This window comes from Kitasatospora sp. NPDC052896 (assembly GCF_044547075.1).
GTDB lineage: Bacteria > Actinomycetota > Actinomycetes > Streptomycetales > Streptomycetaceae > Kitasatospora.
Genome location: NZ_JBITZU010000001.1, coordinates 702,804 through 727,309, shown reverse-complemented (window position 1 = coordinate 727,309; position 24,506 = coordinate 702,804). Strand labels below are relative to the sequence as shown.

The following is a 24,506-nucleotide window of genomic DNA, read 5'->3' as shown; positions in this document are numbered from 1 at the left end:
ACGGGGAGTTCTTCTCCCGACGCGGGAAAATCACCGATCAGTAATGAACGAAGTGCCGGGGTCTGCCATCGGACCCCAGCCGGGCAAGGAAAGAGAATGCAGCCTCCGCACATCTCCGAGTCGATCTGGTGGCTCGTCTCCGTCGCTGTGACGGTCGTCTACCTGATCACTCTCGTTCCGTTGATGCCGAATCGGGGCTACCGGATCCGGGTGTCTCTCGGCCCGGTCGCCGGGGCCCTCTTCGCCGCCGCGTCGGGGCTCGTGAAGCACATGGGGCCGGGTGAGTTGCTGCCGTTGTACGCCTCGGTGGTCCTGGGCGTTTCGCTGAGTCTGGTGGGGCGGCGGCGGGAGATGCGGACGAAGGTCGCGGACATGGCGGTGAACGGCCGGAACCGCGGAAACGAGCTGTCCAGGGCGACGCAGGTCCAGGTGATGGCGGTGCTGCTGGCCTGCATGGCGGTCGGGCTGTGGTTCACCGAGGCCGCGGTGGGTCGCGTCCACTGAAAGGGTCGGGCGGGCGGGCGTCGGCGGCATGCCGGTGCCCGCCCGTGCCGCGTCCGGTCAACCCGGTGGTGGGTGGGTCAACCCCGGGGTGGAGGGACGGGTCCACCCGGGGGCCAACCCGCGGGCTGACGCCCCGGGCGGGGGTGCGGCGGGAGAGTGGGGGCATGTCCACTACTGAGTACTGCGTGCAGCTGGTGCTGGTCCTTCTGGTCGTTCGGCAGATGAAGGGCGGGCGGCTCGACCTGGTGAGCCTGGTCCTCCCGGTCGTGCTGGTCGCCGGTACCGCGTTCTACTACCTGCGTTCCATCCCCACCGCGGGCGGCGACCTCGGCCTCGAGGTCGTGCTGGCCGCCGCCGGCATCAGCCTCGGCGTGCTGTGCGGGCTGGTCACCCGGGTGTGGGTCACCGCCGAGGGGGCCTTCGCCAAGGCCGGGGCGCTGGCCGCGGTGCTGTGGGTCGGAGGCATCGGCGCGCGGATCGCGTTCGTCCTGGCCGAGCAGCACACCGGCTTCGGCAAGACCGTCACCAACTTCAGCATCGACCAGCACATCACCAGCTCGCAGGCCTGGGTCGCGGCCTTCGTGCTGATGGCCCTCGGCGAGGCCGTGGCCCGCCTGGTCACCATCCGGCTGCGGGCCTACCGCGCCACCAACGCCCGGGTCGCCTCCGGTCCGGCCCTCCGGGCCGCCTGACCGTCCCGTCGCGGCCCGTCGCGGGGGCGGAAACGCTCGTGACGCGGCCGTGACAGTAGGCATACGACTTGCGGATGATCGGTTGGAAGAATTTTCCCTGCGCGACGGACTGAGCCGGGGAAACGGTCAGGGGACGCGACACCACACCAGCACCACGTCGATGTCCTTGGGGGACCATCATGACCATCCAGCGCCCTGCCCTGTCCGCGGCCGCGAAGAAGACCGCCGCCGTCGCCGCCCTGCTGCTCGCCGCGACCGGCGCGGCCACCGTCCCCGCGTGGGCCGACAGCCACCCCGTGACCCCGTGCACGCACGGTTCGGTGACGCTGCCCGGGGAGACCCCGGTCGCCGGTGGCCCGGCCCACCACGGCTCGCCCACGCTCGCCACGAGCCTGGTCGGGACGACCAGCTCGGCGGGTCGGACCTCCTTCGAGGTCCAGGTCACCGCGACCAACCACACCGGTGCCGGGTACCAGCACGTGACGCTCGTCCCGTCCTTCTTCACCACGCTCGGCGTCATGAACCAGGGCAACACCGTCGTCCAGTGGGTGCACGGCGGTGGCGTGGTCGACCTCCCGACGCGGCCCGGCTGCGACCCGACCGTGTTCGTCGACTCCGCCGCGCTCGACAGCCCGCTGGCGGACGGGCAGTCGGTCAGCTACGACCTGCGGATCACCACGCCCACCACCGTCGCCGAGCAGGTCAAGAACTACTTCCTGGTGGGCACGGAGGGCGCCGCGGACGGCCAGGCCGGCCTGACCAGCAACGAGCTCGACCTGATGGGCCAGCTGCCCACCGCGCAGCCCACCCCCAGCCAGCCCGCCCCCAGCCAGCCCGCCCCCAGCCACCAGCCGACCACCGCGCCGACCCCCGTCCACAAGGCGGCCCCGGCTCCGGCGGCGCACACCTCCGCCCCGGCGGCGCCGGCCGTCGCCCCGGTCCCCGCCGCCCCCGCGCCCGTCGCGAGCGCCAGCGCCGCCCCGGCCTCCGCGCCGGCCGCCGCACCGACCCCCGCCACCAGCGACGCCTCGCTGGCCTTCACCGGTGGCGGCGGCAACAGCGGCACCCTGTTCGCCGGTGCCGCCGCCCTGCTCGCCGCCGGCGGCGCGGTGCTGTTCGGTCTAAAGCGCCGTGCCCGGCGCGGCAACTGAGTACCAGTCACACACCGGTGCGGATGAGCACCGGGTACGAACGCGACCGTCCCCGACCGGAACGCTCCGGCCGGGGACGGTCGCGTTCGCGCGGGCGGGTGCGCCCGGGGTCGTGGGACGGACGATCACGGTGACGGGCCGGCCCGGTGCGACCGGGGCGACGGCGGTGCCGCGGCCGGCGGCGACCGGCGGCGGTCGCGGCGCGGTCGTCTGTCGCCCGGGCCGCTCACGCGGCAGAGTGCAGGGCGGGGGCGGGCGCCAGGCCCGCCCCCGGAGCTGAGGAGGCGGGCGTGGACGAGCTGACCGAGCGGCTGCTCAAGGGGCTGCCGGAGTCGGCGGTGACCGTCGACCCGGAGGTCACCGCGAGCTACCGGCACGACATGGCGGGGTTCTGCGCGGCGGGTGCGCCGGCGGTGGTGGTCTTCCCGTCCACCGTCGAGGAGGTGCAGCACGTGCTGCGGACCGCGACCGAGCTGCGGGTCCCGGTGGTGCCGCAGGGCGCCCGGACCGGGCTGTCGGGCGCGGCCAACGCGGTGGACGGCTGCATCGTGCTGTCGCTGGTGCGGATGGACCGGATCCTGGAGCTGGACGTGGTCAACCGGATCGCGGTGGTCGAGCCCGGCGTGGTCAACGCCGAGCTGTCCCGGGCGGCCGCCGAGCACGGGCTGGCCTACCCGCCGGACCCGTCGAGCTGGGAGTCCTGCACGATCGGCGGCAACATCGGCACCGGTGCGGGCGGCCTGTGCTGCGTCAAGTACGGCGTGACCAGCGAGTACGTGCTCGGCCTGGACGTCGTGCTGGCCGACGGCCGGCTGCTGCGGACCGGCCGGCGGACCGCCAAGGGGGTGGCCGGCTACGACCTGACCCGGCTCTTCGTCGGGTCCGAGGGCACCCTCGGGGTGGTGGTCCGCGCGGTGCTGGCGCTGCGGCCGGCCCCCGCGCCGCAGTTGGCGCTGGTGGCCGAGTTCGCCGACACCGACAGCGCCTGCGCGGCGGTCTGCGCGGTGAGCGAGGCGGGGTTCGTGCCGTCGCTGATGGAGCTGATGGACGCGGTGAGCGTGCGGGCGGTGAACCGGATGGCCCGGATGGGCCTGCCGGAGTCGACCCAGGCGCTGCTGCTGGTGGCCTTCGACGGGCCGGAGCGGCTGCGCGAGTTGGCCGAGGTGGGCGAGCTGTGCCGGTCCGCCGGGGCCACCGAGGTGGTCCCGGCCGAGGATCAGGCGGAGTCCGAACTCCTGCTGGCGGCACGGCGGTTGGCGCTGACCGCGTTGGACACGCTGGGCACCACGATGGTCGACGACGTGGCGGTGCCGCGCTCCCGGATGGCGGAGATGATGACCGGAGTGGCCGCGATCGCCGAGCGCTGCGGGCTGACCATCGGCATGGTCTGCCACGCGGGCGACGGCAACACGCACCCGATCGTGGCCTTCGACGCGGCCGATCCGGACCAGGTGGCCCGGGCCGCGGAGTCCTTCGAGGCGATCATGGCGCTGGGCCTGGAACTGGGCGGCACGATCACCGGGGAGCACGGCGTCGGTCTGCTCAAACGGGACTGGCTGGCCCGCGAGTTGGGACCGGTCGGTCTGGAGCTGCAAAAGCAGATGAAAGGATTGTTCGACCCGCTGGGAATCCTCAATCCCGGCAAGCTGTTCTGAGCCGTTCCGGACCTCGTGACCAGGGCGTCCGGTCGGAGCGGAAGCGGCCTTGGACGCTGGTCGGAGCGGTGCGGTGACCGATGCGTATCGGCTTTCCGGTGTTCCTGGTTTAGCGCCCGGAAGTCACGCGTTCGAGGGAAACGGACCCGGAGCACTGGCGGGTTCTCGATTTGCTGAGCAAGTCTGTTCTTCGGCGTCGCAGCCCGCAGGGGTTCATCTGGCCGTGAACTCCCGCACCAGTCTTGGCAATTCATTGGTCCAAGCTCCTTGGAGGATCCCATGGCACGCTTCCGCTCGGCCCGCGTGGCCGTCGCTCTCGCCGCCGCTCCGCTCGCCGCGGGTCTGCTCCTCGCCGGTGCCGGCTCCGCCTCCGCCTTCGCCAACGACGGCGCGGGTGCCGACAACGGTTCCAACAGCAGCGTCGTCTCGACCGTGGGCAGTGGCAACGTCTTCGGCACCATCGACGGCAACAACAACTGGACGCAGCAGACCGCCACCGGCGACGGCGCCTCGAACCAGAACAACACCCTCGGGGTGAAGGACAACTCCGGCATGGTGCTGTCGGGCCAGGGCGACAAGAACGTGCAGATCCAGTTCGCTCCGATCGGCGGCTGAGGTCGGTTCCGGCCTGACGGGGCGGTAGCGCGCCACCCTGGAAGGCCGGCCCGGCGGCGGAAAGGGTCACCGCACTCCGGGTCCGTGGGCGGTGTCGGCAACGGCGCCGCCCACCGGCATGGCCGCGGACGGCGGGTGGCACCCCTGGTCGGGTGAGCCGGTCCCCCGGAGGGGTGAGCGGCGAGCCGGCCCGGCGCGTCCGGCCACCAGTGTGCTCGACAGATCGTCAGGATAGCCCGATGGTCCGCTACCTCCGCCCGGTGCTGCTCTCCGCAGCCGCCCTGACGCTGCTGTTCGCGACCACGGGAACGGCCGCCGGAAACGCCCCGCTCGCCCCCGCCCGCTCGGGCGCCGCATCGAAACACGACCCGAAGTCCGCATCGGGACACCACCCGGGCCCCGCCCCGGGGCACGATCCGAAGCACCGGCCGCACCAGCCCGACGGCGCCGGTCGCGACCGCCACGGCACGGACTACCTCCCGTACTCCGTCTACACGGGCGCCGGCTTCGACGCCTGCAGCGCGCCGCCGCTGGCCGCCATGAAGGCCTGGCACGGCACCTCCCCTTACGGTGCGGTCGGCATCTACATCAGCGGCCGGCAGCGCGGCTGCGACCAACCGCTGCTGACCGCCGCCTGGGTCAGCCAGGTCCGCGCCCAGGGCTGGCGGCTGATCCCGACCCACGTCGGCCGGCAGGCACCGTGCGCTGACGTGCCCGGCAAGCCGCAGCGGATCGACCCCGCGCACGCGGTGGAGCAGGGCCGCGAGGAGGCCGCCGAGGCGGTGCTCGGCGCGCAGGCGCTCGGCCTCGGCCAGGGCACCCCGGTCTACCTCGACATGGAGTCCTACGCCTCCGGTGACGCGGCCTGCTCGCGGGCCGTCGTCGACTTCACCGTGGGCTGGACCGCGGGCCTGCACGACGCGGGCTACTGGTCCGGCTACTACTCCAGCGTCGACTCCGGGATCTGCGACCTGGCCACGGCCCAGCGGACCGGTGTCCAGCCGCTGCCGGACGCCGTCTGGTACGCCCGCTGGGACGGCCGGGCGGTGACCGACGGCGGCGGGGTGCTCGGCGACGGCCAGTGGACCGCCCACCAGCGGATGCACCAGTACCACGGCAGCGCCGACGAGACCTACGGCGGAGTGACGCTCACCGTGGACGGCGACCAACTGGACACCGTGGTGGCCCCCTGAGGGCGCGGGAGGGCTCAGCCGGCGGCGAACAGGGTGCGCGCGGCGTGCAGGGTGTCCAGGTACTCCCGGACCGCGACGATCCGCCCCTCGCGCACGGTGAAGACGCCCAGGCACCGGTTGTCGTAGGTCCGCCCGTTGGCCGCCGTGCCGCGGGCGGTCCACTCGGCCACCACCCGCTCGCCGTCGGCCAGCACGCTCCGCAGCGTCACCACCGGCGCGCCGCCGGGCGCGAACAGGGCACCGGCCGCGCCCAGGAAGTCGTTGACGATGGCGTCCCGGCCGGTCCACACCCGGCTGAAGGGGAGGTCGCCCGGGTACTCCCAGGTGGCGTCCTCGGCGAAGCTCTCGGTGATGGTCGCCAGGTCGCCCTCGGCGACGGCGGTGACGTAACGGGTGACCACGGTCCGTGGGTCCAGCATGGTGATCGGTCCTCTCGAAGACGTGCGACGGTGGATGGGTCGACTAGCCGACGGTCAGCACGGCGTTGCCGCGCACCCGACGGTCCCGCAGGTCGTCCAGGACCTCGGCGGTGTGCCGCCAGCCGCGGACCGTGCCGATCTCCGGGTGCAGCCGGCCCTCCGCGACCAGCCGGACCAGGGTGGCCAGGTCGGGCCCGTCCGGCTGGTCCACGTCCGCGTAGCTGAAGTGCCGCAGGGTGGCGCTCACCGGGCCGGCGAAGAAGTCGAAGAAGTCCAGGGTGGCCGGCTGCCGGCCGGCCTGGCCGAACCAGAGCAGCAGCCCGCGCGGCGCCAGCCGGGCCAGCGCGAGCGGGAGCGCCCGCCCGCCGGTGGACTCCAGCACCACGTCGAACGGCCCGGCCGCCTCGGCGACGTCGCGCACCACCGCGGCGGCCCCCAGCTCGGCCAGCCGGGCCCCGCGCTCGGCCGAGGCGGTCACGGCGGTCAGCTCGGCCCCGGCCGCGGCGGCGAGTTCGGTGAGGTAGTGGCCCACCCCGCCGGACGCGCCGGTGAGCAGCACCCGGCGACCGGTCAGCGGGCCGGCGGCGCGCAGCAGGCGCAGCGCGGTCAGGCCGGCCAGCGGCAGCGCGGCGGCCCGGACGGTGTCCACGGTGTCGGGCAGCGCGGCCAGCGCGTCGGTCGGCACCGCGACGTACTCGGCCCACCCGCCGGACGCCGGGTGACCCACCACCCGGGCGCCCACCGCCGGTCCGGAGCCGTCCGGCGCGGCCTGCACCACCAGGCCGGCGACGTCCTTGCCGGGCCGCCAGCCGGCGGCCGGCCGCTCCAGTTGGAAGGTCTCGCCGCGGTTCACCGAGTACGCCTCGACCTTGACCAGCGCCTGGTCCGGCCGCTGCGCCGGCTCCTCGACCTCGGCCAGTCGCACCGACTCCCCGGTCCGGCCGGTCCGGCCGGTCGCTGTGAACGCCTTCATCGCTCGCTCCCTTGGCTCCGTTCGGTTGCCTCCAGCCAACCGCCCGCGGCCGGGGGCGGTCCAACAACCACCGGACCGCCTTGACAACCGGCGGTTGTCGGTGAGGATGGCGGTCGTGGATCTCGATCTCGCCCAGGTGCGGGCCTTCGCCGCGACCGCCGAGCACCGGCACTTCGGGCGCGCCGCGGCCGGGTTGGCGATCACTCAGCAGGCGCTCTCGAAGCGGGTGGCCCGGCTGGAGCAGCGGCTGGGCGAGCGACTGTTCGAGCGTGGCGCCGGCCCGGTCCGGCTGACCGCGGCGGGCGAGCGGTTCCTCGGTCCGGCGCGGGCCCTGCTGGCCGCCGGGGAGGACGCACTGGCGGCGGTCGGGGCGCGGGCCAGGCCGCTCCGGCTGGACGTCTGGGGGCACCTGTTCGGGCCGCTGCGAACGGTCCGGCAGGGAATGGGCGGGATGGCCGAGTCGGCCGTCGAGGTCGGATCGGGGCGCGATCTGCCCTCTGCGGCCGGGGCGATGCTGCGCGGCGAGGCCGACGCCGGGTTCGGCCGCCACCACGCGCTGTCGGACGGCCGGGACGAGGCGCTGGCGCACCGGCTGGTCCGGCTGGAGCCGGTGGACGCGATCCTCGGCGCGGAGCACCCGCTGGCCGGCGCCGACCAGCTGCGCCCGGCCGATCTGCGGGGCAGCCGGCTGCTCTGCCCGGCGAACGTCGAGCGGCTCGACTTCCTGCGGCGGTTCGCCGAGCGCTTCGAGGTGGCGGTGGAGTCCGGGGAGGCCAACCTCGGCGTCGAACACCTGCTGGCCCGGCTGCGGGCGACCCCGGACGGCTTCTCGCTCCTCCCGGCCGAGGTCCCGCTGCCGGACGGCGCGGCGGGGGCCGGGCTGCGGGCCGTCCCGCTGGTGGAGCCGGTGCCGCTCTACGCGTGGTCGCTGGTCTGGCCGCGGCGGCAGGCGCACCCGGGGATCGCCGCCCTGCTGCGCGGCTTCGCCGAGGCCGGGCGGCGGCACCGCTGGCTGGAGTACCGGCCGGACCGCGACTGGCTCCCGGAGGCCGACCAGCTCCGGTCGCACTGAGCCGCTCGTCTCACCTGGCCCGAAGCTGCTGACACCGCCCAGGTCGGAGCGCCAGAATCGAGCGACGCCGTACCGCTACCCGCCGGTAGCACGGCAGGCAGCCCGGTCAAGGAGGACCCGCGTGTTCAGCACCATGCAGGACGTACCGCTCACCGTCGCCCGGATCCTGACTCACGGCTCGACCGTCCACGGTCGCGCGACCGTGACCACCTGGACCGAGCACGGCCCCGAGGAGCGCAGCTTCGCGGAGATCGGCGCCCGCGCCGCCCGGCTCGCGCACGCGCTGCGCGACGAGCTCGGCGTGACCGGGGAGAGCGTGGTCGGCACGCTGATGTGGAACAACGCCGACCACCTGGAGGCCTACCTCGCGGTGCCGGCGATGGGTTCGGTGCTGCACACGCTCAACCTGCGACTGCCGGCGGCTCAACTCGCCTACATCATCAACCACGCGGCCGACCGGGCGATCCTGGTGAACGGCAGTGTGCTGCCGCTGCTGGCCGGGGTGCTGCCGCAGCTCGCGCCGACCCTCCGGCACATCGTGGTGAGCGGTCCCGGTGACCGTTCGCTGCTGGCCGGGTTCGCCGGATCCGTGCACGACTACGAGGAGTTGATCGCGGACCGGCCCACCACGTACCCGTGGCAGGAGGAGATCGACGAGCGTCGCGCGGCGATGATCTGCTACACCTCCGGGACCACCGGTGACCCCAAGGGCGTGGTGTACAGCCACCGTTCGATCTACCTGCACTGTCTGCAGGTGAACTCCGCGGCCACCTTCGGGCTCACCCCGCAGGACACCGCGCTGCCGGTGGTGCCGATGTTCCACGTCGGGGCCTGGGGGGTTCCGCACGCCGCGTTCATGTCCGGCGCCGACCTGCTGATGCCGGACCGGTTCCTCCAGCCGCAGCCGCTGGCCGCGATGATCGACCGGGTCCGGCCGACCCTCAGCGCCGCCGTGCCGACCATCTGGAACGGCCTGCTGGACGAGCTGGACCACCCGACGAGCCGCGAAACCCCTTACGACACCTCGTCGTTGCGGATGGTCGTGATCGGCGGGTCGGCCTGCCCGCCGGCCCTGATGCGCGGCTTCGAGGAGCGGCACGGGATCCGCGTGGTGCACGCCTGGGGGATGACCGAGACCTCCCCGCTCGGCACCTTCGGGCTCCCGCCGGCCGGCCTCACGGCGGACGAGGAGTGGCGCTACCGGGTCACCCAGGGCGTCTTCCCCGCCTCGGTGGAGGCCCGGCTGACCGGCCCCGACGGCCAGCGGATGCCCCACGACGGCGTCTCCGCAGGCGAGTTGGAGGTGCGCGGCCCGTGGATCGCGAGTGCCTACTACGGCGGCGCGGGGCAGCACCCGGAGCGCCCGGAGGACAAGTTCAGCGAGGACGGCTGGCTGCGCACCGGTGATGTCGGCACCATCACCCCGGACGGTTTCCTGACCCTCACCGACCGGGCCAAGGACGTCATCAAGTCCGGTGGCGAGTGGATCTCCTCGGTCGAGCTGGAGGGCTGTCTGATGGCTCACCCGGAGGTGGCCGAGGCCGCCGTCGTAGGCGTGCCGGACGAGCAGTGGGGCGAGCGGCCGTTGGCCACGGTGGTGCTCCGCGAGGGTGCGTCTGTGGCCTTCGCCGAGCTGCGTGACTTCCTCGCGAAGAGCGTTGTCCGCTGGCAGCTTCCCGAGCGTTGGGCGTTGATTCCGTCAGTGCCGAAGACTTCCGTGGGCAAGTTTGACAAGAAGGTGATCAGGCAGCGGTACGCGAACGGGGAGTACGACGTGATCAAGCTCTGACCGGTATGGCTTCCCCCGGCGGTGGGTCGTCCGAGTGGTGAGTACCGTTGACGTGATCAGTCGAGCTGGAGAACGCGCTGATGGCGCACCCGGAGGTCGCGGAGGCCGCCGTGGTCGCCGTCCCCGACGAGAAGTGGGGCGAACGTCCGCTGGCCACCGTGGTGTTGCGCGCCGGGGCGAGCGTGGACCTGCCGGGCCTGCGTGCCTTCCTCGCCGACCGGGTGGCGTCCTGGCAGCTCCCGGAGCGCTGGTCGCTGGTCGAGGCGGTGCCGAAGACCTCGGTCGGCAAGTTCGACAAGAAGGTGATCCGCGCCGACTACGCGGGCGGCCGCCTGGCGGTCACCGTCCTCGGCAAGGGCTGACGCCTGTGCGGTTTCCGGTGTTCGGTGGTGTCGGCGCGGCTCCGGCTCCCCGCCCGCCGGCACCGGCGGCGGGGACGCGTGGCTCCGCGCCTACGCCGGTGGGGCGACCAGGTCGGCGGACTGGTTCGCGCGTCGGAGCGCCTCGGCGACGAATCCGCCGGCCTTGAGCTCCTCGACCAGGTCCCGGAGGAACCGGACGGTCTCGGGCCGCCGGGCCCTGGTCGTGCCCACCGCCTGCCGGATCTGCATGAACCGACCCTCGATCAGCCGGAGTTCGGGATGCGCCGCGACGAACTCGGTCATCGGCTGCCGGATCCCGGCCGCGACCTCCAGGCCCTGAGCGCGGAACTCGTCGACTCCCTCCTCCCCGCGCACGACGCTCGCGTGCTGAAGGGTGCGGGAGAGGAAGAGGTCGTAGGCGGATCCGCGCTTCACACCGATCCGCACACCGGCACGGTCGACGTCGGCGGTCGTGGTGAGAGCCGACTCGTGGGGTACGGCGAACACACCCTCGATCACGACGTACGGCGGCGTGAAGGCGACCTCGCCCTCACGCGCGGGTTCGACGGCCAGGAAGCAGATGTCGGCCCGGCCCGTCGCCATCGCCTCGTACGACTTGCGCGCCGCGTCGAAGCAGACCAGTTCCACCGGGACGTCCAGCCGCGCGCCGACCTCACGCGCGATGTCGACCGTGATGCCGGTCGGCGCGGCCGGTGTTCCCTGGGCCAGTACCGGGTTGCCCAGGTTGATGGCGGCCCGCAGCCCGCCGCTCGGCGCGAGGTCCCTGGCAATTGCGGCGGTTGCGATGCTCATGGCGGGGGAGTCTAGGGCAGTTCGACGTCCTCGGCCCGGGGATGGTGCTGACGGCCGGGCCGGGTGCGGACGGATGGCGTCGAGCGCCAAGGGCGAACTACTGGGCGGAGCTGACCTCTCCCAACGTCCCTATCCGGCCCAGCAGATCGACGATCCGCGACTGCACGTCCGCGCTGGTCGACCGCTCCGCCAGGAACAGCACCGTCTCGCCGGTCCGCAGCCTCGGCAGCTCCGCCGGATCCAGGTCCACCGAGGTGTACACCACCAACGGCGTGCGGTGCAGCCGGTCGTTGGCGCGCAGCCAGTCGAGCAGGCCCAGCCGCCTGCGCCGGATCTGGAGCAGGTCCATCACCACGAGGTTCGGCTGCACGCTACTGGCCTTCGACACCGCGTCGTTCTCCGAGACGGCGTGCTCCACGTGCATCCCGCGCCGTTCCAGGCTGGTGATCAGTGCCGCCGCGATGTCGGGATCCGACTCCACCAGCAGCACCCGGGCCGCGTGGTTCTCGCTGTCCTTGGGGGCCAGCGCGCGGAGCAGCACGGCCGGGTCGGCACCGTACGCGGCGTCCCGGGTGGCCTGGCCGAGGCCGGCGGTGACCAGGACCGGGACCCGGCTGTTGAGCGCGGCGGTGCGCAGCGACTGCAGCGCGGTACGGGTGATCGGGCCGGTCAGCGGGTCGACGAAGAGGGCCGCCGGGAATCCCGACACCTGGGCGTCGACCTCCTCGCGCGAGCGCACTATCACCGGGCGGTAGCCGCGGTCCTGGAGCGCCTGCTTGGTGGAGGGGTCGGGCTCCGGCCAGACCAGCAGCCGGCGCGGGCGGCCGTCGGCGGCCGGGTTCACCACGGTCGGGTAGTCCGGGTACTCGGGGTACTCCGGCACCCGCGGTGCCGGGGTGGCCGGGTCGTCCTCGCCGGTGAGCCGGGGCAGTCGGCCCTCGGTGGCGTTGGCGCCGCCGGGCAGGGCGATCGGCCCGCCGGTCTCCGGGCCGGTGGCCGCGGGGAGTTCGGCCAACGGACGCGGCGCGGTCCGCGGTTCGGCGGGCTCCGCGGCGACGACGGCCGGGAACGCGTTGGGGAAGGCGCCGGCGAAGCCGGACGGCCGTGGCGGGGTCAGCTCGCCCAGCCCGGTGCCCACCGGCACCTGCTGCGCCGCGGCGGCCTGGTCCGCCGGAACGGCCGGCGGCGCGGGCGGCATCGGCGGCAGCGCGGGGGCCGCCGGACTCGCCGAGTCGGTGAGCGCCAGGGCCGTGCCGGGAGTGCCGGGCGACTGGGCGGGCCGGGCGGGTTCCAGCGCGGCGGGGCCGTTGGCCGCCTGCTGCGGGTCGCCCCCGGTCGACCCGCCCGGGATGCCGAGTCGGCGGCGGCGACCGGTCGGCGGCTGCTCGGCCGGAGCGGCGGGTGCGGGCAGCTCCGCCGGCACCGCCGGCAGCGCGTGCTCCAGGCCGGGGTAGACCGGCAGCCCGGGCTCGGGCAGGCCGGGGACCGGCGGCGCCGGCTCGCCCGTGCCGCCGTCGGCCGGCTGCCCGCCCCCGGGCAGCGCGCGGCGCCGGCGCGTGGGCTGCGGCTCGGCGGCCGGGCCCGTCGCGTTCTTGGTGCTCGGGCCGGCCTGCCCCGGGATCCGCGGCCGGGGTTCGGCGGCGCTCGGTTTGCCGGGGCCCAGCGCGAGCGGGCCCTTGCCGCCGCCGGAGCCGGTACCGCTCCCCGCCCGTTCCGCGCCGGGCTCGTCCTCCGTCGCCGGACCGGGCTCCTCACCACGGACCGAGATCGGCTCCGGCATGCCCGGCAGGTCCGGGATCACGGCGGTGTCCGTCTCCCGCGGCACCTGCCGCCCGTCGGTGGCCGCCCGGTCGGCCGCGGCGCGCGCGGCGGCCGGATCGAGCGGCAGCTCGACGACGTACGTGGTGCCCGCGTGGTTGGGCAGTTCGTGCCGCTGGAGCACTCCACCGTGCCGTTCCACCAGCCCGCGCGCCATCGGCAGGTGCACCCGGCTGCCGCCCTTGCCCGGGCCGCGCACCTCGATCCGGGCCACCTCACCACGCTGCGCCGCGGCCAGCACCACCATCGGCGGCTGCCCGGGCTGCTGCCCGGCGCGCCCGCCGGAGGAGAGCGCCGTGCCGCTGACGTCCGCGACCAGGTACGCCAAAGCCTGGGCCAGCCGGTCGAGATCGGCGGTGACCTCGACGGCGGCGGCGTGCACCGAGAAGCGCAGTCGGCCCGCGCCGACCAGCTGGCCGCCGATCTCCACCGCGCGGTCCACGAGCTTGTCCAGCGAGGTCACTCGGCGGGCCAGTCCGTCGGCACCCTCGCGCGGCTCCGAGCCCTTCCGGCGCTCCGCGCGGCCCTTGCCGCTCGCCGGGACGTCCCCCTTGCCGCCCGCCGGCGCGTCCTCCCCGGCGGCGCGCCCCTCGGCAGCCGGACCGCCGCCCTCGGCGCGACCCTCGAAGTGCTGGTGCTCCAGCACCCCGTCGATCAGCAGGCCGAACCTGCGGCACTCGTCCGCGAGCGCCCGCAGCGTCCAGTTCGCCTCCGGCCAGAGCTGCCCGGCCGGGTCGGCGGCCAGCGTGTCGATCCGCCGGCGCAGCGCGGCCAGCGCCCCGCTGACCTCGCTCTCCAGCACCGCCGTGAGGTGCTCGTTGCGGGCGGCCAGCGCGAGCTCGCGGGTCCGGTCGGTGAAGGTCATCACCGCGCCGACCAGCTGGTCGCCGTCGCGGACCGGGGCGGTGGTCAGGTCCACCGTGACCGGGCGGCCGTCCTTGCGCCAGAGCACCGCCCCGCGGACCCGGTGCTTGCGACCGGAGGTCAGCGTGTCGAGCAGCGCGGACTCCTCGGCGGCCAGCGGCGTGCCGTCGGCCCGGGAGTGCTGCACCAGCGGGTGCAGCTCGCGGCCGCCCAGCTCGCTGGCGCGGAAGTCCAGGATGTGCGCGGCGGCCGGGTTGACCAGCACCACGCGGCCTTCGAGGTCCACCCCGAGCACGCCCTCGGCCGCCGCCCGCAGGATCATCTCGGTCTGCTTGTGCTGCCGGCGCAGCTCCGCCTCGACGCCCAACCGGCTGGTCAGGTCGCGGACCAGCAGCAGCAGGAGGTCGTTGGCGTTGGACGCGCCCCGGCCGCCGCGCTCGCGGTACGGGTCGTACGGGACGAGCGGGGCCAGCGCGTAGCCGCGGCCCTCGCTGGCGCCCTCGTCGGCGAAGTCGTTGCCGGAGACCTCGACCGGGAAGGTGCTGCCGTCGGTGCGCCGCGCGGTCATCCGGACCGGGTGGTCGGTGCCCTCGTCGTCGCGCGGGGCCGGCCGCATCGAGCCCGGGATCCGGCTCGGGTCGAACTCCGGCAGCAGGTCCAGGACACCCATCCCGACCAGCGACGTCCCCGGGGTCTGCAGGCTGCGAACGGCGGCGTCGTTCGCGTCGACCACCGTGCCGTTGCTGTTGACCAGCAGCAACGCGTCGGGGAGGGCGTCGAGTATCGCGGCGAGGCGAGCAGCGCCTCGGATCGGCCTGCTGCTCACGTCGACAGGTCTCCTCACGACTCTTGCTACGTGCGGCTCGCGTACTGCGGTGTACGGCGGACCGGGCTGCTCCGGGGGTTGGAGTATCCCATTGTTTTTGCCGAGAGGACGACCCGCCTAGTAACGTAAGCAGCGGTTGGTGCCGAGCCCCCTGGCTGTGGCATCATCACATGCACAAGGAACGCACCACCCCGGTGGAGCGGTCCGAGTGAATGGAGGCTTCGCCTAGTCCGGTCTATGGCGCCGCACTGCTAATGCGGTTTGGGTCTTAAAGCCCATCCGGGGTTCAAATCCCCGAGCCTCCGCTCCACGGGAGCCCCGCCGATCTTCGATCGGCGGGGCTCTTCCCGTTCCCGGGGGCGGCCCGGCCCGGCCGGGGCGCCCGGAAGCAATGGATTTCACCCCAGGTCGACGGTCATGTAATGTTGTCCCCGCAACGCCCCGAGGGTGCAGATCACCGGGGCGAGCGCTCATAGCTCAACGGATAGAGCACTTGACTACGGATCAAGAGGTTGCAGGTTCGAATCCTGCTGAGCGCACCGCGACGAACGAGGCCCCAGGCTCCGGCCGGGGCCTCGTCCCTTGCGAAACGCCAGGTGGACAGCCCGTTGTCGGGTAGGCTTGCCGGGCAGCACCGCGGAGTGGTTCCGATCGCTCCGAGGGCGCTCATAGCTCAACGGATAGAGCACTTGACTACGGATCAAGAGGTTGCAGGTTCGAATCCTGCTGAGCGCACCAACGTGAAGGCCCCCTCCTCGGAGGGGGCCTTCGGCGTTTCCGGGGATCCTCCGGCTGGTTGTCCGGCTGGGTTGTCCGGGTGAATCGACCCCGGCGGGCACGGGTGTCGACGGTTACCAAAGGTTAGATCGTGATTCCTTCTTGTCACATCGTGTGCACAGGAGGGGCGGTCGCATGGTCGCGCGAGCTTTCCGGGGAGGCCGGCGACCGTCGGTGGTCGCACTGGCCCTGGCCGTCGGACTCACCATCGGCTGGCTGCCGGCGGTCTCCTCGGCCCAGCAGACCCCCGACGGCTGGTCGAAGGACCACCGAGCGGTGCTGCGCTCGGGCCTCACCGCCGATCTCGACTTCCAGGCGGAGCCGGGGGTGAGCGTGCGCGCGGCGGCCGGAACCCTGGACGGCGCCACCGGTGTCGGCACCAGGCGCGCCCCCGCCTACGCCGACGGCGTCCGCCCCGGTGCGCCCGCGCAGACCTTCGAGATCACCCCGGACCGCCCGCACGCCGACGGCGCCTGGCGCACGATGGGCACCCTCCAGCTCACCTTCTCCCGCCCGGTCCGCAATCCCCGGCTGCACGCCAGCGGCCTGGCCGGGGCGGTCGCCGGACCCGGCGGCACCAGCACCGCGGTGCGGCTCAGCGTGATCGGCGGCACCCCGGTCGGCCCGGCGCTCACCGCCCGGTCGCCCTGGTCCGGTTGGACGGTCGACGGCGGGGCGCTCGCCCCGGCCGGCGGCGACGGCAGCGGCGACGCCACCGCCGATCCGGCCGGCAGCCTGGAGCTGGACGGCACCTTCGACACCGCGACCTTCCGGATCGAACAGCGCAGCACCGCGACCGGCGACGGCAGCGCCAAGCCCGTCCAGCTGCGCCAGGCGTTCACCGTGACCCTGGACGAGACGGTCGGCAGCGCGCCGGAGGGCTACGGCAACGCCTCGCACCTGGTCTCCGACCTCTTCCTCGGCGCCGACGCGGCGGGCACCACGCCGGGCCGGATCCGCCTCCCGGCCGACGGCCGGGTCCACGTCACCGGGCCGGTCGGCGGCACCGGCCCGACGCCCGTGCCGCCGGAGGTCCAGCCCGGCCGCACCGCGCACCCAAGCGACGACGCCACCATCGACTTCCCGAGCGTGGCGGCGATCGGCGGGTACTACGACGTGACCGTGCCGGTCAGCCCCGGGCAGGACGGCGCCACCCTGGCCGGCTGGATCGACTTCGACCGCAACGGCCGCTTCGACGCCTCCGAACGGGCGCAGGTCGACATCGCTCCCGGCACGACCAGCGCCACCCTGGAGTGGACCGTGCCGCCGAGCGTCTCGGCCGGCGACACCTGGGCCCGGCTGCGGATCGCCCGCGACCCGGCCCAACTGGTCTCGGCGGGCGGGTTCGCGGATTCGGGGGAGGTCGAGGACCAGACCGTCCGGCTGGCCGTGGGGGCGCCCAGGCCGGAGATCACCAGCCCGGTCGGCGGGGCGGTGGTGGGCGACGTCCGGCCGCAGTTCCACGGCGGCGGCGCGGTGGCCGGGGCCACCGTCGAGGTGCAGGAGGGTGCGGTGGCGCTCTGCCAGGCCACCGTGGACGGGAACGGCGGCTGGTCCTGCCGGCCGGGCGCGGCGCTGGCGCAGGGCGCGCACACGGTCGTCGCGGCCGAGACCACCGGCGGGGGCGTGATGCTGCACAGCGAGCCGCTGCGGTTCGCGGTCAGCACCACGCCGCCGCCGGTGCCGGTGCTCACCGTGCCGGAGTACAGCAACGATCCCGACCTGCTGATGACCGGGACGGCCGGGCCGGGGACCACGGTGGCGGTGGTCGACGGGAACGGGACGGAGGTCTGCCGGACGAGGGTGCGGGCCGACCGGTCCTGGTCCTGCCTGCCGGTGGAGGACCTGGCGGAGGGGAGGCACGTGCTCACCGCCGTGGCGCAGGACCCGGCGGGCAACCGGACCAGCGGGGAAGCGGTCACGCTGATCGTCGACACCGTGCCGCCGGCCAAGCCGCTGATCACCTCGCCGCCGGCCGGGGCCGAGCTGGCGGCGGTCCGGGCACGGCTGGCGGGGACGGCCGAGCCGGGCGCGACGGTGACGGTGGCGGTGTCCGGGCGGGCCGGGGTGGTGTGCAGCGCGGTGGCGGCGGTGGACGGGAGCTGGGGCTGCTACGTGCTGCGCGATCTGCCGGTGGGCGAGCAGGTGCTGACGGCGACGGCGACGGACCGGGCGGGCAACGCGACGGCGGGGGACGGGGTGCCGGTACGGGTGGAGGCGGAGGTGGGTGCGTCCCCCACCAGCGCTCCCGGTCCTTCGCCGTCGCCCAGCGCGTCGGCTGCGCCCCTCCCCTCGCCCTCGCCCTCGCTGAGCGTGGGTCCGTCCCCGAGCCTGGGCGCTGATCCGACCGTGGGTCCGCCCTCGAGCCTGGGCGCTGATCCGACCGTGGGTCTGCCCTCGAGCCTGGGCGCTGATCCGACCGTGGGTCCGCCCTCGAGCCTGGGCGCCGATCCGACCATGGGTCCGCCCCCGAGTGTGAGCCCTGCTCCGAGCCTGAGCCCGTCCTCCCCGAGTGTGAGCCCTGCTCCGAGCCTGAGCCCGTCTCCGAGCGCCACGGTCCTGCCGTGGTTTCTCGGGTGGCCGTGGCAGCTGGTGGGGCCTTCCGACGCGCCCCTGGAATCGGCCGGGCCGACTCCTCCCGCGGCCGGCGCCTCCGAGGTCGCGACCGGTTCCCCGGGCCGGCCGCTGGCGGCGCCACCCACAAAGCTGGTCATGTCCCGCCGCAGTCCCTTCGGCGGCTGGCGCACGCTGAGCTGCGCGGTGCTGCTGACCCTCACCGGCGCGCTGCTGGTGACCCGTCGGGTCCTCACGCGCTGTGCCGATCGCGGTCGGCGCTGAGCGGACCGCGGCGAGGCCGTAGCTGCCCTGGCACATCGTCGGTGCGCGGAGGGGCCGGGTGCGACGGTGCGTCAGAACGAGTCGACACGCCATGGGATGAATGTCGCATTTGCCCGCTTATCTCCTTAGTCTGACTCTGCATCGCCCGTCAGACCCGGGCCGGAGTTGCGCGTCACATCGACCCTGAGGATCCTGCATGGACGTCAATCGCGATTCCTCGTCGCACCCCGCCGCCGACCCCACCCGGACACCGGCCGGGCTGATGCCGCCGGTCGGGGCGACCCAGCTCGCCCTGGCGCAGCCGGACCCCGCCGCGGTCGGCGGCGGTGCCACCGGGACGCAAAAGGACCAGTACCGTCCACAGCCTGTGGACAGCGGGCGCGGACTCGCCACCCGCCGTCCGCCCCGGTTGGAGCCCGGCCTGCGGGAGAGCGCGGCGCTCGCCGCACCGGGCTGGACCGCGCTGCTGGTGGCGCTGCTGACAGCGCTCTCCGTCGCCACCGCGCTGGCCTGGGTCGGGCTGCTGCCGCGGCTCGGCGACGGGCTGCCCGACCTGCGCTCGGTCGCCGCCCGGGAGGCGGGCGGGCCCGTGGTCACCGTGGTCGCGCTGGTCACCATGACCGCGGCCGGCCTGCTCTGCCTGCTCTCGCTCGCCGGCCTGATCGCCAACGGTGGAGGCGAGACCCGGGTGCTCACCGGCTGGGGCCGCTACCACGGCACGGTCCGCCGGACCGGCCTGCTCTGGGTCAACCCGCTGCTCCGCCGCCGGGTGGTGGACGTCCGGCTGCGGCACTGGAGCAGCGAGCCGGTGCCGGTCACCGACCGGATGGGCATGCCGTTGCTGGTCCGGCTGCTGGTGGTCTGGCGGATCAAGGACACCGTGCGGGCCCTGCTGGCCGTCGCCGATCACGAGGACTACCTGCGCGAGCAGATCCACGCCGTGCTCAGCCGGACCGCGAGCACGCTGCCGTGCGACGGCGACGGCGACGGCGTCCCGGGGCCGGCACTGCGGGACGGCCAGTGGTTCGCCGACGAGCTGACCCGCGCGCTGGCCGCGGAGACCGCGCCAGCCGGGCTGGAGGTGTACTCGGTGCAGCCGCTGAGCCTGGAGTACGCGCCCGAGGTGGCCGAGTCGATGCGCCGGCGCCGGCTCGCCGACCTGGACGCCGGCCTGCGCACGGTGCTGGTGGACGACGCGGTGGAGGCGGCGGTGCTGGCCGTCCGGCGGCTGGAACGGGCCACCGCGCAGGAGCTGGACGAGTCCGCGCGCGGCGCGCTGATGAAGCAGCTGCTGGTCGCGTTCGTCGCCCCGGCGGGGGTGCCGGGCACCGCCCAGCTCCCCGCGCCCGCGCCGGTCGTCCGGGCCGGCGCGGCCCGGGGGGAGGGGACGTGGGGGTGATCCGCTTCGAGGAGTCGCGCGGGGAGGACGGGCCGGCGGTGCGCGGCTGCGGTTGCCCGCACTGCGCGGCCCGGGTGCGGCGGGCGCGGTCGACCGGCCGGGCCGGCTCGGCGCCGGTGCGGCGGGTGGCGCCGGCGGTGCGCGGTACCTGGCTGGCCGCCGTCGTGCTGGCGAGCGTCGGGGCGGTCGGCCTCGGCCTCCCGGCGGGCGCCGCGCACGCGGAGGTGGCGCCCAGCCGGCCGGGCTGGGACGGCTCGCGGTACTGGTTCCGCAACGAGGTGGGGGAGTGGCGGTACACCCGGTTCAAGGGCGTGTACCTGAGCCGGACCTCGGGGCGGCCCGCCGGCACCGGCGTCGAGCGGGCGATCGGGTACGCGCTGGCCCAGCTCGGCAAGCCGTACGTCTGGGGCGGCGACGGGCCGTCCGGCTACGACTGCTCCGGGCTGGTGCGGCAGGCCTACCAGCGCGCCGGCATCGCCCTGCCGCGGGTGGCCGACGACCAGTACGCGGCCACCACCCCGGTCCGCGCCGACCGGCTGCGCCGCGGTGACCTGCTCTTCTGGTCGCGCAACGGGCGGGCCTCGGGGATCCACCACGTCGCCATCTACCTCGGTGGCCACCGGTACGTGGAGGCCCCGCACCCGGGCAGCGCGGTACGGATCGCGAACCTCAGGGAGGGCTTCCTCCCCACCCACCTGGGTCGCCCGTAGCGCGGCGGCCGTCGCCGTCCACAGCCTGTGGACGGCGACGGCCGCCGCACTGACTCAGGCCGATGCGGTGTCCAGCAGCTCGAGCTGGTCCGGGGCGAGCCGGAGGGTGACGCCGGCCAGCAGGGCGGGCAGCTGCTCGGGGACGCGCGCGCTGGCGATCGGCGCGGCGACCGTCGGCTGGGCCGCCAGCCAGGCCAGCGCCACGCTCGCGACCTCGACCCCGTGTGCGGCGGCCACCGTGTCCAGCGCCTCCAGCACCCGGGGACCGCGCGGCTCGGCCAGGTAGCGGGCCGCGCCCTCGGCCCGGGCGCTGTCCACCGCCGTGCCGCCCGGCCGGTACTTGCCGGTCAGGAAGCCCGAGGCCAGCGCGAAGTACGGCACGGCGGAGAGCCCGTACTCGGCCGTCACCTTGGCCAGCTCGCCCTCGTAGGTGTCGCGCGAGACCAGGTTGTAGTGCGGCTGCACGGCGACGTACCGGGCCAGCCCCTCGCGCGCGGAGAAGTCCAGCGAGGCGGCCAGCCGCTCCGGGGAGATGTTGGAGGCGGCGATCTCCCGGACCTTGCCCTCCCGGACCAGCTCGTCCAGCGTGCCGATGATCTCCTCGACCGGCACCTCCGGGTCGTCGCGGTGGGTGTAGAGCAGGTCGATCCGCTCGACGCCGAGCCGGCGCAGCGAGGCCTCGGCGCAGGAGCGGATGTTGCCGGCGCTCAGGCCCGGCGAGCTCGGGAGCATGCCGAGCTTGGTGGCGACCACGATCCGGTCGTGGTCGCCGCGGGAGCGCAGCCACTCGCCGATGATGGTCTCCGACTCGCCGCCCTGGTGGCCGGGGGCCCAGGCGGAGTACATGTCGGCGGTGTCGACGAAGTTGCCGCCGGCGGCGGCGTAGGCGTCCAGTACGGCGAAGGAGTCGTCCCGGTCGGCCGTCCAGCCGAAGACGTTGCCGCCCAGCGAGAGCGGGAACACGGCGAGGTCGGAGGTGCCGAGGGTGACCCGGCTCGGGGTGTGCGCGGGAATATCGGTCATGTCCTGCGACAACCAGCGCCGTGCCGGCCCCATTCCGGATTCCGGCCGATGTCCGCCGAACGGGTGAGGCGGCGCCGATCGGTGTGGGTGCGGAGCAGGTCAGCCGGGGTGCGCGGGGGCGTTCAGGGGGCACTTCGCGGCGGGTCCGGGCTGTCCTGGGCGGTGGGGGATTCGTTAGAGTCCCTCGCATGGCTGAGAACTATGAAGACAACGCCGGCAGCACGCAGATGTTCCGCGCCTTCGTCGAGACCCCGGCGCAGCAGCAGGCGCAGGCCCCCGGCAGTGTGTCCGTGCACCGCAGTGGCGGCGGTGGCGCCCGGACCGGCGTGATCACCGTCTCGGTGGTGGCGGTGGTCGCGGTGGTCGTCGCGGTGGTCTGGCTCGCGCTCAGCTAGCAGACCGTCAGCACCGTTTCCGTTCGGGGAGGGGCCGGGCCACCAGGGCCCGGGTCCCGCTCCGACCTGCCGGTCAGCAGGGCTGCCGCCAGGCGTCCAGGCTCAGGTGCTTCTCCATCGAGCTGAACCCGAGCTGGTCGCTCTGCGCGCAGTACTGCGAGTTGGGCACGTTGTACTCGACGTGCAGCACCGCCTTGCCCTGCTTGATGAAGGGCGTGAGTTCGTCGCACTCCTGGTACTCGGCGCACTGTTCGTCGATCGAGAAGTCGAAGTAGTCGACCAGCTGCGCGACTTGGTCGACGTCGTTCTTCAACGCGACGCCGAGGCCCCGCTGGTGGGCCAGGTTGGCGATCATCTTGTTGTAGGTGAGCTGCTCGTCCGCGGTGAGCGGGAAGCCGGTGTCGTTCTCGTAGCCGTCCAGCAGGTCGGGTTCGACCGCGTCGAAGCCCTTCGCCTTGCACATGTCCATGCGCTGGGCCATCAGCGGCTCCAGCACGTTGATCTGCCGGATGTCGAACCACTTCTCGCCCTTCCAGCCGTCGCCGTCGCCACGCACCGACTGCGGGAAGGCCGGGGCGTCGGGCCGGAAGTCCTCCCAGGAACCGGCGTTGATGTAGCAGATCACCTTGCGGCCCTTGGCGTGCAGCGAGGCGACCACCGAGGCGTCGTTCTCGAAGCCGTCGATGTCGTAGACCGGCACGTCGACGGACTGGTCCACGGTGCCGCTGAGTTGCCACTGCCAGGCCTCCCCGGGAGTGGGGTGCCAGTACTGGCCGGAGGCGGAGGCGGAGGCCGAGGGGGACGGAGCAGGCGACCCGGACGGTGACCCCGACGGCGAGGCCGGGGCCGACCCGCTCGGCGCGGGCGCCGGCGCGGAGGTCCCGCCGCCCGCGGAGGGCGTGGCCGACTGCCCGCCGTCCCCGTCGTCCCCGCCGCCGTCGCTGCCGCACGCGCTGACGAACAGGGTGACGGACAGGCCCAGGGCGGCCAGCAGTACGGGGGTACGGCGGGTCGTCACGGCGGACTCCAGGTGGTCAGCGGATCAGGGTGGGAGTGGCGTCGGCCGGCACGATCCCGTGTGGCAGCGCGGACCACGGGTTGGCGCCGCCGCCCGGCACCGCGCACCCCGCGCCGGCCCGCCGGGTCGCGATCAGTGCCGCCGCCGCCCGGGCCAGCCGGTCCGGCACCGAGTACACCAGGTGGCAGAACCGGTCGGCCGAATGGTGCCCGGTCCACCACGGCAGCGCCAGTGCTTCGTACTCCGCCCAGCTGCCCTCGAAGGTGACCAGCAGGTCGGCCAACCCGGGCTCGGCGAAGTCGGGTTCGGGGTGCGTGCCGTGGCCGAGCACGACCGTGCCGCAGCCCGCCGCGCGGGCCGCGGTGGCCAGTCGACGGTAGTGCGGCAGGGCGGCCGGGTGACCGGCCGCCTGGTCGAAGTAGACGCCGGAGACGTCGTACCACTGACGGTGCGTCAGAACTTCGGCCACCACCTCGCCGTGCGGCCGGCGTCCGTAGCGGGTGTCCACGTAGCCGAGCAGCGTGACGCCCGCGGCGCGCAGCGCGGCCGCGGCCGCCGTGAAGGCGGGGTCGGGCGCCGGGCCCGGCCCGTCCGCGACGTTGAGCACGACCGCGCGGACGAGGGCCGGGCCGGCCGCGGCCACCGCCTGCCAGGCCGCCGGGTCCACCGCGGGGTGGACGTACAGCGGCACCAGCAGGCGGGGCGCGGAGACCGTCATCGGGCGCAAGCCTGCCACAGGTCGCGCAGGGTCCGGTCCAGCGGGATCTCGGGCTGCCACCCGAGCGCCTTGCCGGCCGCCGTGATGTCGGCCTGTTGCCAGGAGACCGCGGCCGAACGCTCCGAGCCGCTGCCGCTCTCCTCGATCCGGCCGGTGAACCCGGCCGCCGCCACCAGCCCTTCGGCGATCGCCCGGACCGGCTGGGCCTGCCCGCTGGCGATGTTGAGGATCCGTGGCAGTTCACCGAGGGCGGTGGCGGCCAGCGCGACCGCGCGGGCGACGTCCCGGGCGTCCACGAAGTCTCGGTACGCCGAGAGGTCGCCGACGGTGACCACCCCGCCCGGGCGGGCGGCCAGTTCGGTCGCCAGCCGGCCGGGCAGCGAGGCGGCGGGGGAGCCCGGGCCGACCGGGTTGAAGACCCGCAGCACCACCGCGTCCAGTTCGCCGCCGGCCACCGCGAGGCTGCCGGCCAGCTTGGTCGCGCCGTAGATCCCGACCGGGCGGGGCACCGCGTCCTCGCCGAGGGCCACCCCGGGCTCCACCGCGCCGTACTCGCCGGCCGATCCGAGGTGCACGAACCGCGCCTTGGGACAGGCGAGTTGGAGCGCCTCGACGAGTACCGCGGGGCCGCGCGCGTTGACCTCGGCCTGGTGCAGCGCGCTGCCGGAGACCGCGCCGGCGCAGTTCACCAGGACGTCCGGGGCGAGCGCGGCCAGCGCGGTGGCGACCTGGGGGACCTGGGCGGTGGCCAGGTCGAGCCGCAGGCTGTGGCCGGTCCGGCGGCCGCCGGTGACCAACTCGCCGTTCGGCAGCGCCCGCAGGGCGGTGGCGACGTGCCGGCCGAGGAAGCCGTCGGCGCCGAGCAGCAGGAACCTCATGCGG

Annotated in this window: 20 protein-coding genes, 3 tRNA genes and 1 pseudogene; 16 read left to right on the top strand and 8 right to left on the bottom strand. The window is 74.5% G+C overall.

Features of this window, described 5'->3' with window-relative positions; all coding sequences use genetic code 11:
* The first annotated feature begins 96 nt into the window (after positions 1 to 96).
* From ACIGXM_RS03390 to ACIGXM_RS03365, 6 genes are all read left to right on the top strand, one after another.
* Positions 97 to 504 carry a hypothetical protein gene (locus ACIGXM_RS03390; protein ID WP_396556307.1) on the top strand — a complete coding sequence of 136 codons (408 nt, stop codon included), beginning with the start codon at positions 97 to 99 and terminating at the stop codon, positions 502 to 504.
* Positions 505 to 668: 164 nt separating this feature from the next.
* Positions 669 to 1,196: a hypothetical protein gene (locus tag ACIGXM_RS03385; RefSeq protein WP_396556305.1), complete on the top strand. Its 528-nt coding sequence runs from the start codon at positions 669 to 671 to the stop codon at positions 1,194 to 1,196.
* Between the two features lie 179 nt (positions 1,197 to 1,375).
* Positions 1,376 to 2,347 carry a hypothetical protein gene (locus tag ACIGXM_RS03380; RefSeq protein WP_396556303.1) on the top strand — a complete coding sequence of 324 codons (972 nt, stop codon included), beginning with the start codon at positions 1,376 to 1,378 and terminating at the stop codon, positions 2,345 to 2,347.
* Between the two features lie 290 nt (positions 2,348 to 2,637).
* Positions 2,638 to 4,002 (top strand): FAD-binding oxidoreductase, encoded by a 1,365-nt coding sequence (locus ACIGXM_RS03375; RefSeq protein ID WP_396556301.1) that lies wholly within the window; start codon positions 2,638 to 2,640, stop codon positions 4,000 to 4,002.
* 279 nt (positions 4,003 to 4,281) lie between these two features.
* The gene (locus ACIGXM_RS03370) at positions 4,282 to 4,617 is read left to right on the top strand and encodes a hypothetical protein (RefSeq protein WP_396556299.1); all 336 of its coding nucleotides are present in this window, start codon (positions 4,282 to 4,284) and stop codon (positions 4,615 to 4,617) included.
* A gap of 239 nt (positions 4,618 to 4,856) precedes the next feature.
* Complete coding sequence (locus tag ACIGXM_RS03365) at positions 4,857 to 5,810, top strand: DUF1906 domain-containing protein (protein ID WP_396556297.1); 954 nt, start codon at positions 4,857 to 4,859, stop codon at positions 5,808 to 5,810.
* A gap of 14 nt (positions 5,811 to 5,824) precedes the next feature.
* Here ACIGXM_RS03365 and ACIGXM_RS03360 read toward each other — a convergent pair whose 3' ends face one another.
* Together ACIGXM_RS03360 and ACIGXM_RS03355 are read right to left on the bottom strand one after the other, a co-directional pair.
* Positions 5,825 to 6,229, bottom strand: a complete 405-nt coding sequence (locus tag ACIGXM_RS03360; protein WP_396556295.1) for a nuclear transport factor 2 family protein — start codon at positions 6,227 to 6,229, stop codon at positions 5,825 to 5,827.
* Positions 6,230 to 6,272: 43 nt separating this feature from the next.
* On the bottom strand, positions 6,273 to 7,202 hold the full coding sequence (locus ACIGXM_RS03355) for a zinc-binding dehydrogenase (RefSeq protein WP_396556293.1): 930 nt from the start codon (positions 7,200 to 7,202) through the stop codon (positions 6,273 to 6,275).
* Positions 7,203 to 7,317: 115 nt separating this feature from the next.
* Here ACIGXM_RS03355 and ACIGXM_RS03350 point away from each other — a divergent pair, with 115 nt between their 5' ends.
* From ACIGXM_RS03350 to ACIGXM_RS03340, 3 genes and pseudogenes are all read left to right on the top strand, one after another.
* A complete protein-coding gene (locus ACIGXM_RS03350) occupies positions 7,318 to 8,274 on the top strand; it encodes a LysR family transcriptional regulator (RefSeq protein ID WP_396556291.1) in 957 nt (318 codons plus the stop codon).
* Between the two features lie 121 nt (positions 8,275 to 8,395).
* Positions 8,396 to 10,063, top strand: coding sequence for a long-chain fatty acid--CoA ligase (locus tag ACIGXM_RS03345; protein ID WP_396556289.1), 1,668 nt, complete (start codon positions 8,396 to 8,398; stop codon positions 10,061 to 10,063).
* A gap of 56 nt (positions 10,064 to 10,119) precedes the next feature.
* Positions 10,120 to 10,425 (top strand): annotated as a pseudogene (locus ACIGXM_RS03340) (fatty acid--CoA ligase); the annotation flags it as partial.
* Between the two features lie 90 nt (positions 10,426 to 10,515).
* Here ACIGXM_RS03340 and ACIGXM_RS03335 read toward each other — a convergent pair.
* The gene (locus ACIGXM_RS03335) at positions 10,516 to 11,238 is read right to left on the bottom strand and encodes a transporter substrate-binding domain-containing protein (protein WP_396556287.1); all 723 of its coding nucleotides are present in this window, start codon (positions 11,236 to 11,238) and stop codon (positions 10,516 to 10,518) included.
* 97 nt (positions 11,239 to 11,335) lie between these two features.
* Entirely contained in the window at positions 11,336 to 14,746 is a 3,411-nt protein-coding gene (locus ACIGXM_RS03330) for a PAS domain-containing protein (protein WP_396556285.1), read from the bottom strand.
* A 214-nt stretch (positions 14,747 to 14,960) separates the two neighbouring features.
* On the opposite strand from ACIGXM_RS03330, the gene ACIGXM_RS03325 reads away from it, so the two are divergent.
* From ACIGXM_RS03325 to ACIGXM_RS03300, 6 genes are all read left to right on the top strand, one after another.
* A tRNA-Ser gene (locus ACIGXM_RS03325) sits at positions 14,961 to 15,051 on the top strand.
* A 161-nt stretch (positions 15,052 to 15,212) separates the two neighbouring features.
* Positions 15,213 to 15,285, top strand: a tRNA-Arg gene (locus ACIGXM_RS03320).
* A gap of 123 nt (positions 15,286 to 15,408) precedes the next feature.
* Positions 15,409 to 15,484, top strand: a tRNA-Arg gene (locus ACIGXM_RS03315).
* 174 nt (positions 15,485 to 15,658) lie between these two features.
* Positions 15,659 to 18,361: an Ig-like domain-containing protein gene (locus ACIGXM_RS03310; RefSeq protein ID WP_396556283.1), complete on the top strand. Its 2,703-nt coding sequence runs from the start codon at positions 15,659 to 15,661 to the stop codon at positions 18,359 to 18,361.
* Between the two features lie 196 nt (positions 18,362 to 18,557).
* Positions 18,558 to 19,760 carry an SPFH domain-containing protein gene (locus ACIGXM_RS03305; RefSeq protein ID WP_396556281.1) on the top strand — a complete coding sequence of 401 codons (1,203 nt, stop codon included), beginning with the start codon at positions 18,558 to 18,560 and terminating at the stop codon, positions 19,758 to 19,760.
* Positions 19,751 to 20,470: a C40 family peptidase gene (locus ACIGXM_RS03300; protein ID WP_396556279.1), complete on the top strand. Its 720-nt coding sequence runs from the start codon at positions 19,751 to 19,753 to the stop codon at positions 20,468 to 20,470. The genes ACIGXM_RS03305 and ACIGXM_RS03300 overlap by 10 nt, the downstream gene beginning before the upstream one ends.
* A gap of 54 nt (positions 20,471 to 20,524) precedes the next feature.
* On the opposite strand, the gene ACIGXM_RS03295 is transcribed toward ACIGXM_RS03300, so the two are convergent.
* The gene (locus tag ACIGXM_RS03295; protein WP_396556277.1) at positions 20,525 to 21,493 is read right to left on the bottom strand and encodes an aldo/keto reductase; all 969 of its coding nucleotides are present in this window, start codon (positions 21,491 to 21,493) and stop codon (positions 20,525 to 20,527) included.
* Positions 21,494 to 21,681: 188 nt separating this feature from the next.
* Here ACIGXM_RS03295 and ACIGXM_RS03290 point away from each other — a divergent pair, with 188 nt between their 5' ends.
* Positions 21,682 to 21,888: a hypothetical protein gene (locus tag ACIGXM_RS03290; RefSeq protein ID WP_396556275.1), complete on the top strand. Its 207-nt coding sequence runs from the start codon at positions 21,682 to 21,684 to the stop codon at positions 21,886 to 21,888.
* 73 nt (positions 21,889 to 21,961) lie between these two features.
* Here ACIGXM_RS03290 and ACIGXM_RS03285 read toward each other — a convergent pair whose 3' ends face one another.
* Genes ACIGXM_RS03285 through ACIGXM_RS03275 form a run of 3 tightly spaced genes read right to left on the bottom strand, consistent with a single transcriptional unit; the run spans position 21,962 to position 24,502 of the window.
* A complete protein-coding gene (locus tag ACIGXM_RS03285; RefSeq protein ID WP_396556273.1) occupies positions 21,962 to 22,906 on the bottom strand; it encodes an endo alpha-1,4 polygalactosaminidase in 945 nt (314 codons plus the stop codon).
* A gap of 16 nt (positions 22,907 to 22,922) precedes the next feature.
* Complete coding sequence (locus ACIGXM_RS03280; protein ID WP_396556271.1) at positions 22,923 to 23,624, bottom strand: spherulation-specific family 4 protein; 702 nt, start codon at positions 23,622 to 23,624, stop codon at positions 22,923 to 22,925.
* Complete coding sequence (locus ACIGXM_RS03275) at positions 23,621 to 24,502, bottom strand: NAD-dependent epimerase/dehydratase family protein (RefSeq protein WP_396556269.1); 882 nt, start codon at positions 24,500 to 24,502, stop codon at positions 23,621 to 23,623. Before ACIGXM_RS03275 ends, ACIGXM_RS03280 begins: the two co-directional genes overlap by 4 nt.
* Positions 24,503 to 24,506: the final 4 nt, after the last annotated feature.

What these genes read in the sequence shown, in the direction of transcription:
- ACIGXM_RS03360 (WP_396556295.1), bottom strand. Translation starts at nt 6,229, where the DNA reads ATGCTGGACCCACGGACCGTGGTCACCCGTTACGTCACCGCCGTCGCC.
- ACIGXM_RS03385 (WP_396556305.1), top strand. Translation starts at nt 669, where the DNA reads ATGTCCACTACTGAGTACTGCGTGCAGCTGGTGCTGGTCCTTCTGGTC.
- ACIGXM_RS03390 (WP_396556307.1), top strand. Translation starts at nt 97, where the DNA reads ATGCAGCCTCCGCACATCTCCGAGTCGATCTGGTGGCTCGTCTCCGTC.
- ACIGXM_RS03290 (WP_396556275.1), top strand. Translation starts at nt 21,682, where the DNA reads ATGGCTGAGAACTATGAAGACAACGCCGGCAGCACGCAGATGTTCCGC.
- ACIGXM_RS03370 (WP_396556299.1), top strand. Translation starts at nt 4,282, where the DNA reads ATGGCACGCTTCCGCTCGGCCCGCGTGGCCGTCGCTCTCGCCGCCGCT.
- ACIGXM_RS03305 (WP_396556281.1), top strand. Translation starts at nt 18,558, where the DNA reads ATGGACGTCAATCGCGATTCCTCGTCGCACCCCGCCGCCGACCCCACC.
- ACIGXM_RS03380 (WP_396556303.1), top strand. Translation starts at nt 1,376, where the DNA reads ATGACCATCCAGCGCCCTGCCCTGTCCGCGGCCGCGAAGAAGACCGCC.
- ACIGXM_RS03280 (WP_396556271.1), bottom strand. Translation starts at nt 23,624, where the DNA reads ATGACGGTCTCCGCGCCCCGCCTGCTGGTGCCGCTGTACGTCCACCCC.
- ACIGXM_RS03335 (WP_396556287.1), bottom strand. Translation starts at nt 11,238, where the DNA reads ATGAGCATCGCAACCGCCGCAATTGCCAGGGACCTCGCGCCGAGCGGC.
- ACIGXM_RS03275 (WP_396556269.1), bottom strand. Translation starts at nt 24,502, where the DNA reads ATGAGGTTCCTGCTGCTCGGCGCCGACGGCTTCCTCGGCCGGCACGTC.
- ACIGXM_RS03310 (WP_396556283.1), top strand. Translation starts at nt 15,659, where the DNA reads ATGGTCGCGCGAGCTTTCCGGGGAGGCCGGCGACCGTCGGTGGTCGCA.
- ACIGXM_RS03355 (WP_396556293.1), bottom strand. Translation starts at nt 7,202, where the DNA reads ATGAAGGCGTTCACAGCGACCGGCCGGACCGGCCGGACCGGGGAGTCG.
- ACIGXM_RS03295 (WP_396556277.1), bottom strand. Translation starts at nt 21,493, where the DNA reads ATGACCGATATTCCCGCGCACACCCCGAGCCGGGTCACCCTCGGCACC.
- ACIGXM_RS03365 (WP_396556297.1), top strand. Translation starts at nt 4,857, where the DNA reads ATGGTCCGCTACCTCCGCCCGGTGCTGCTCTCCGCAGCCGCCCTGACG.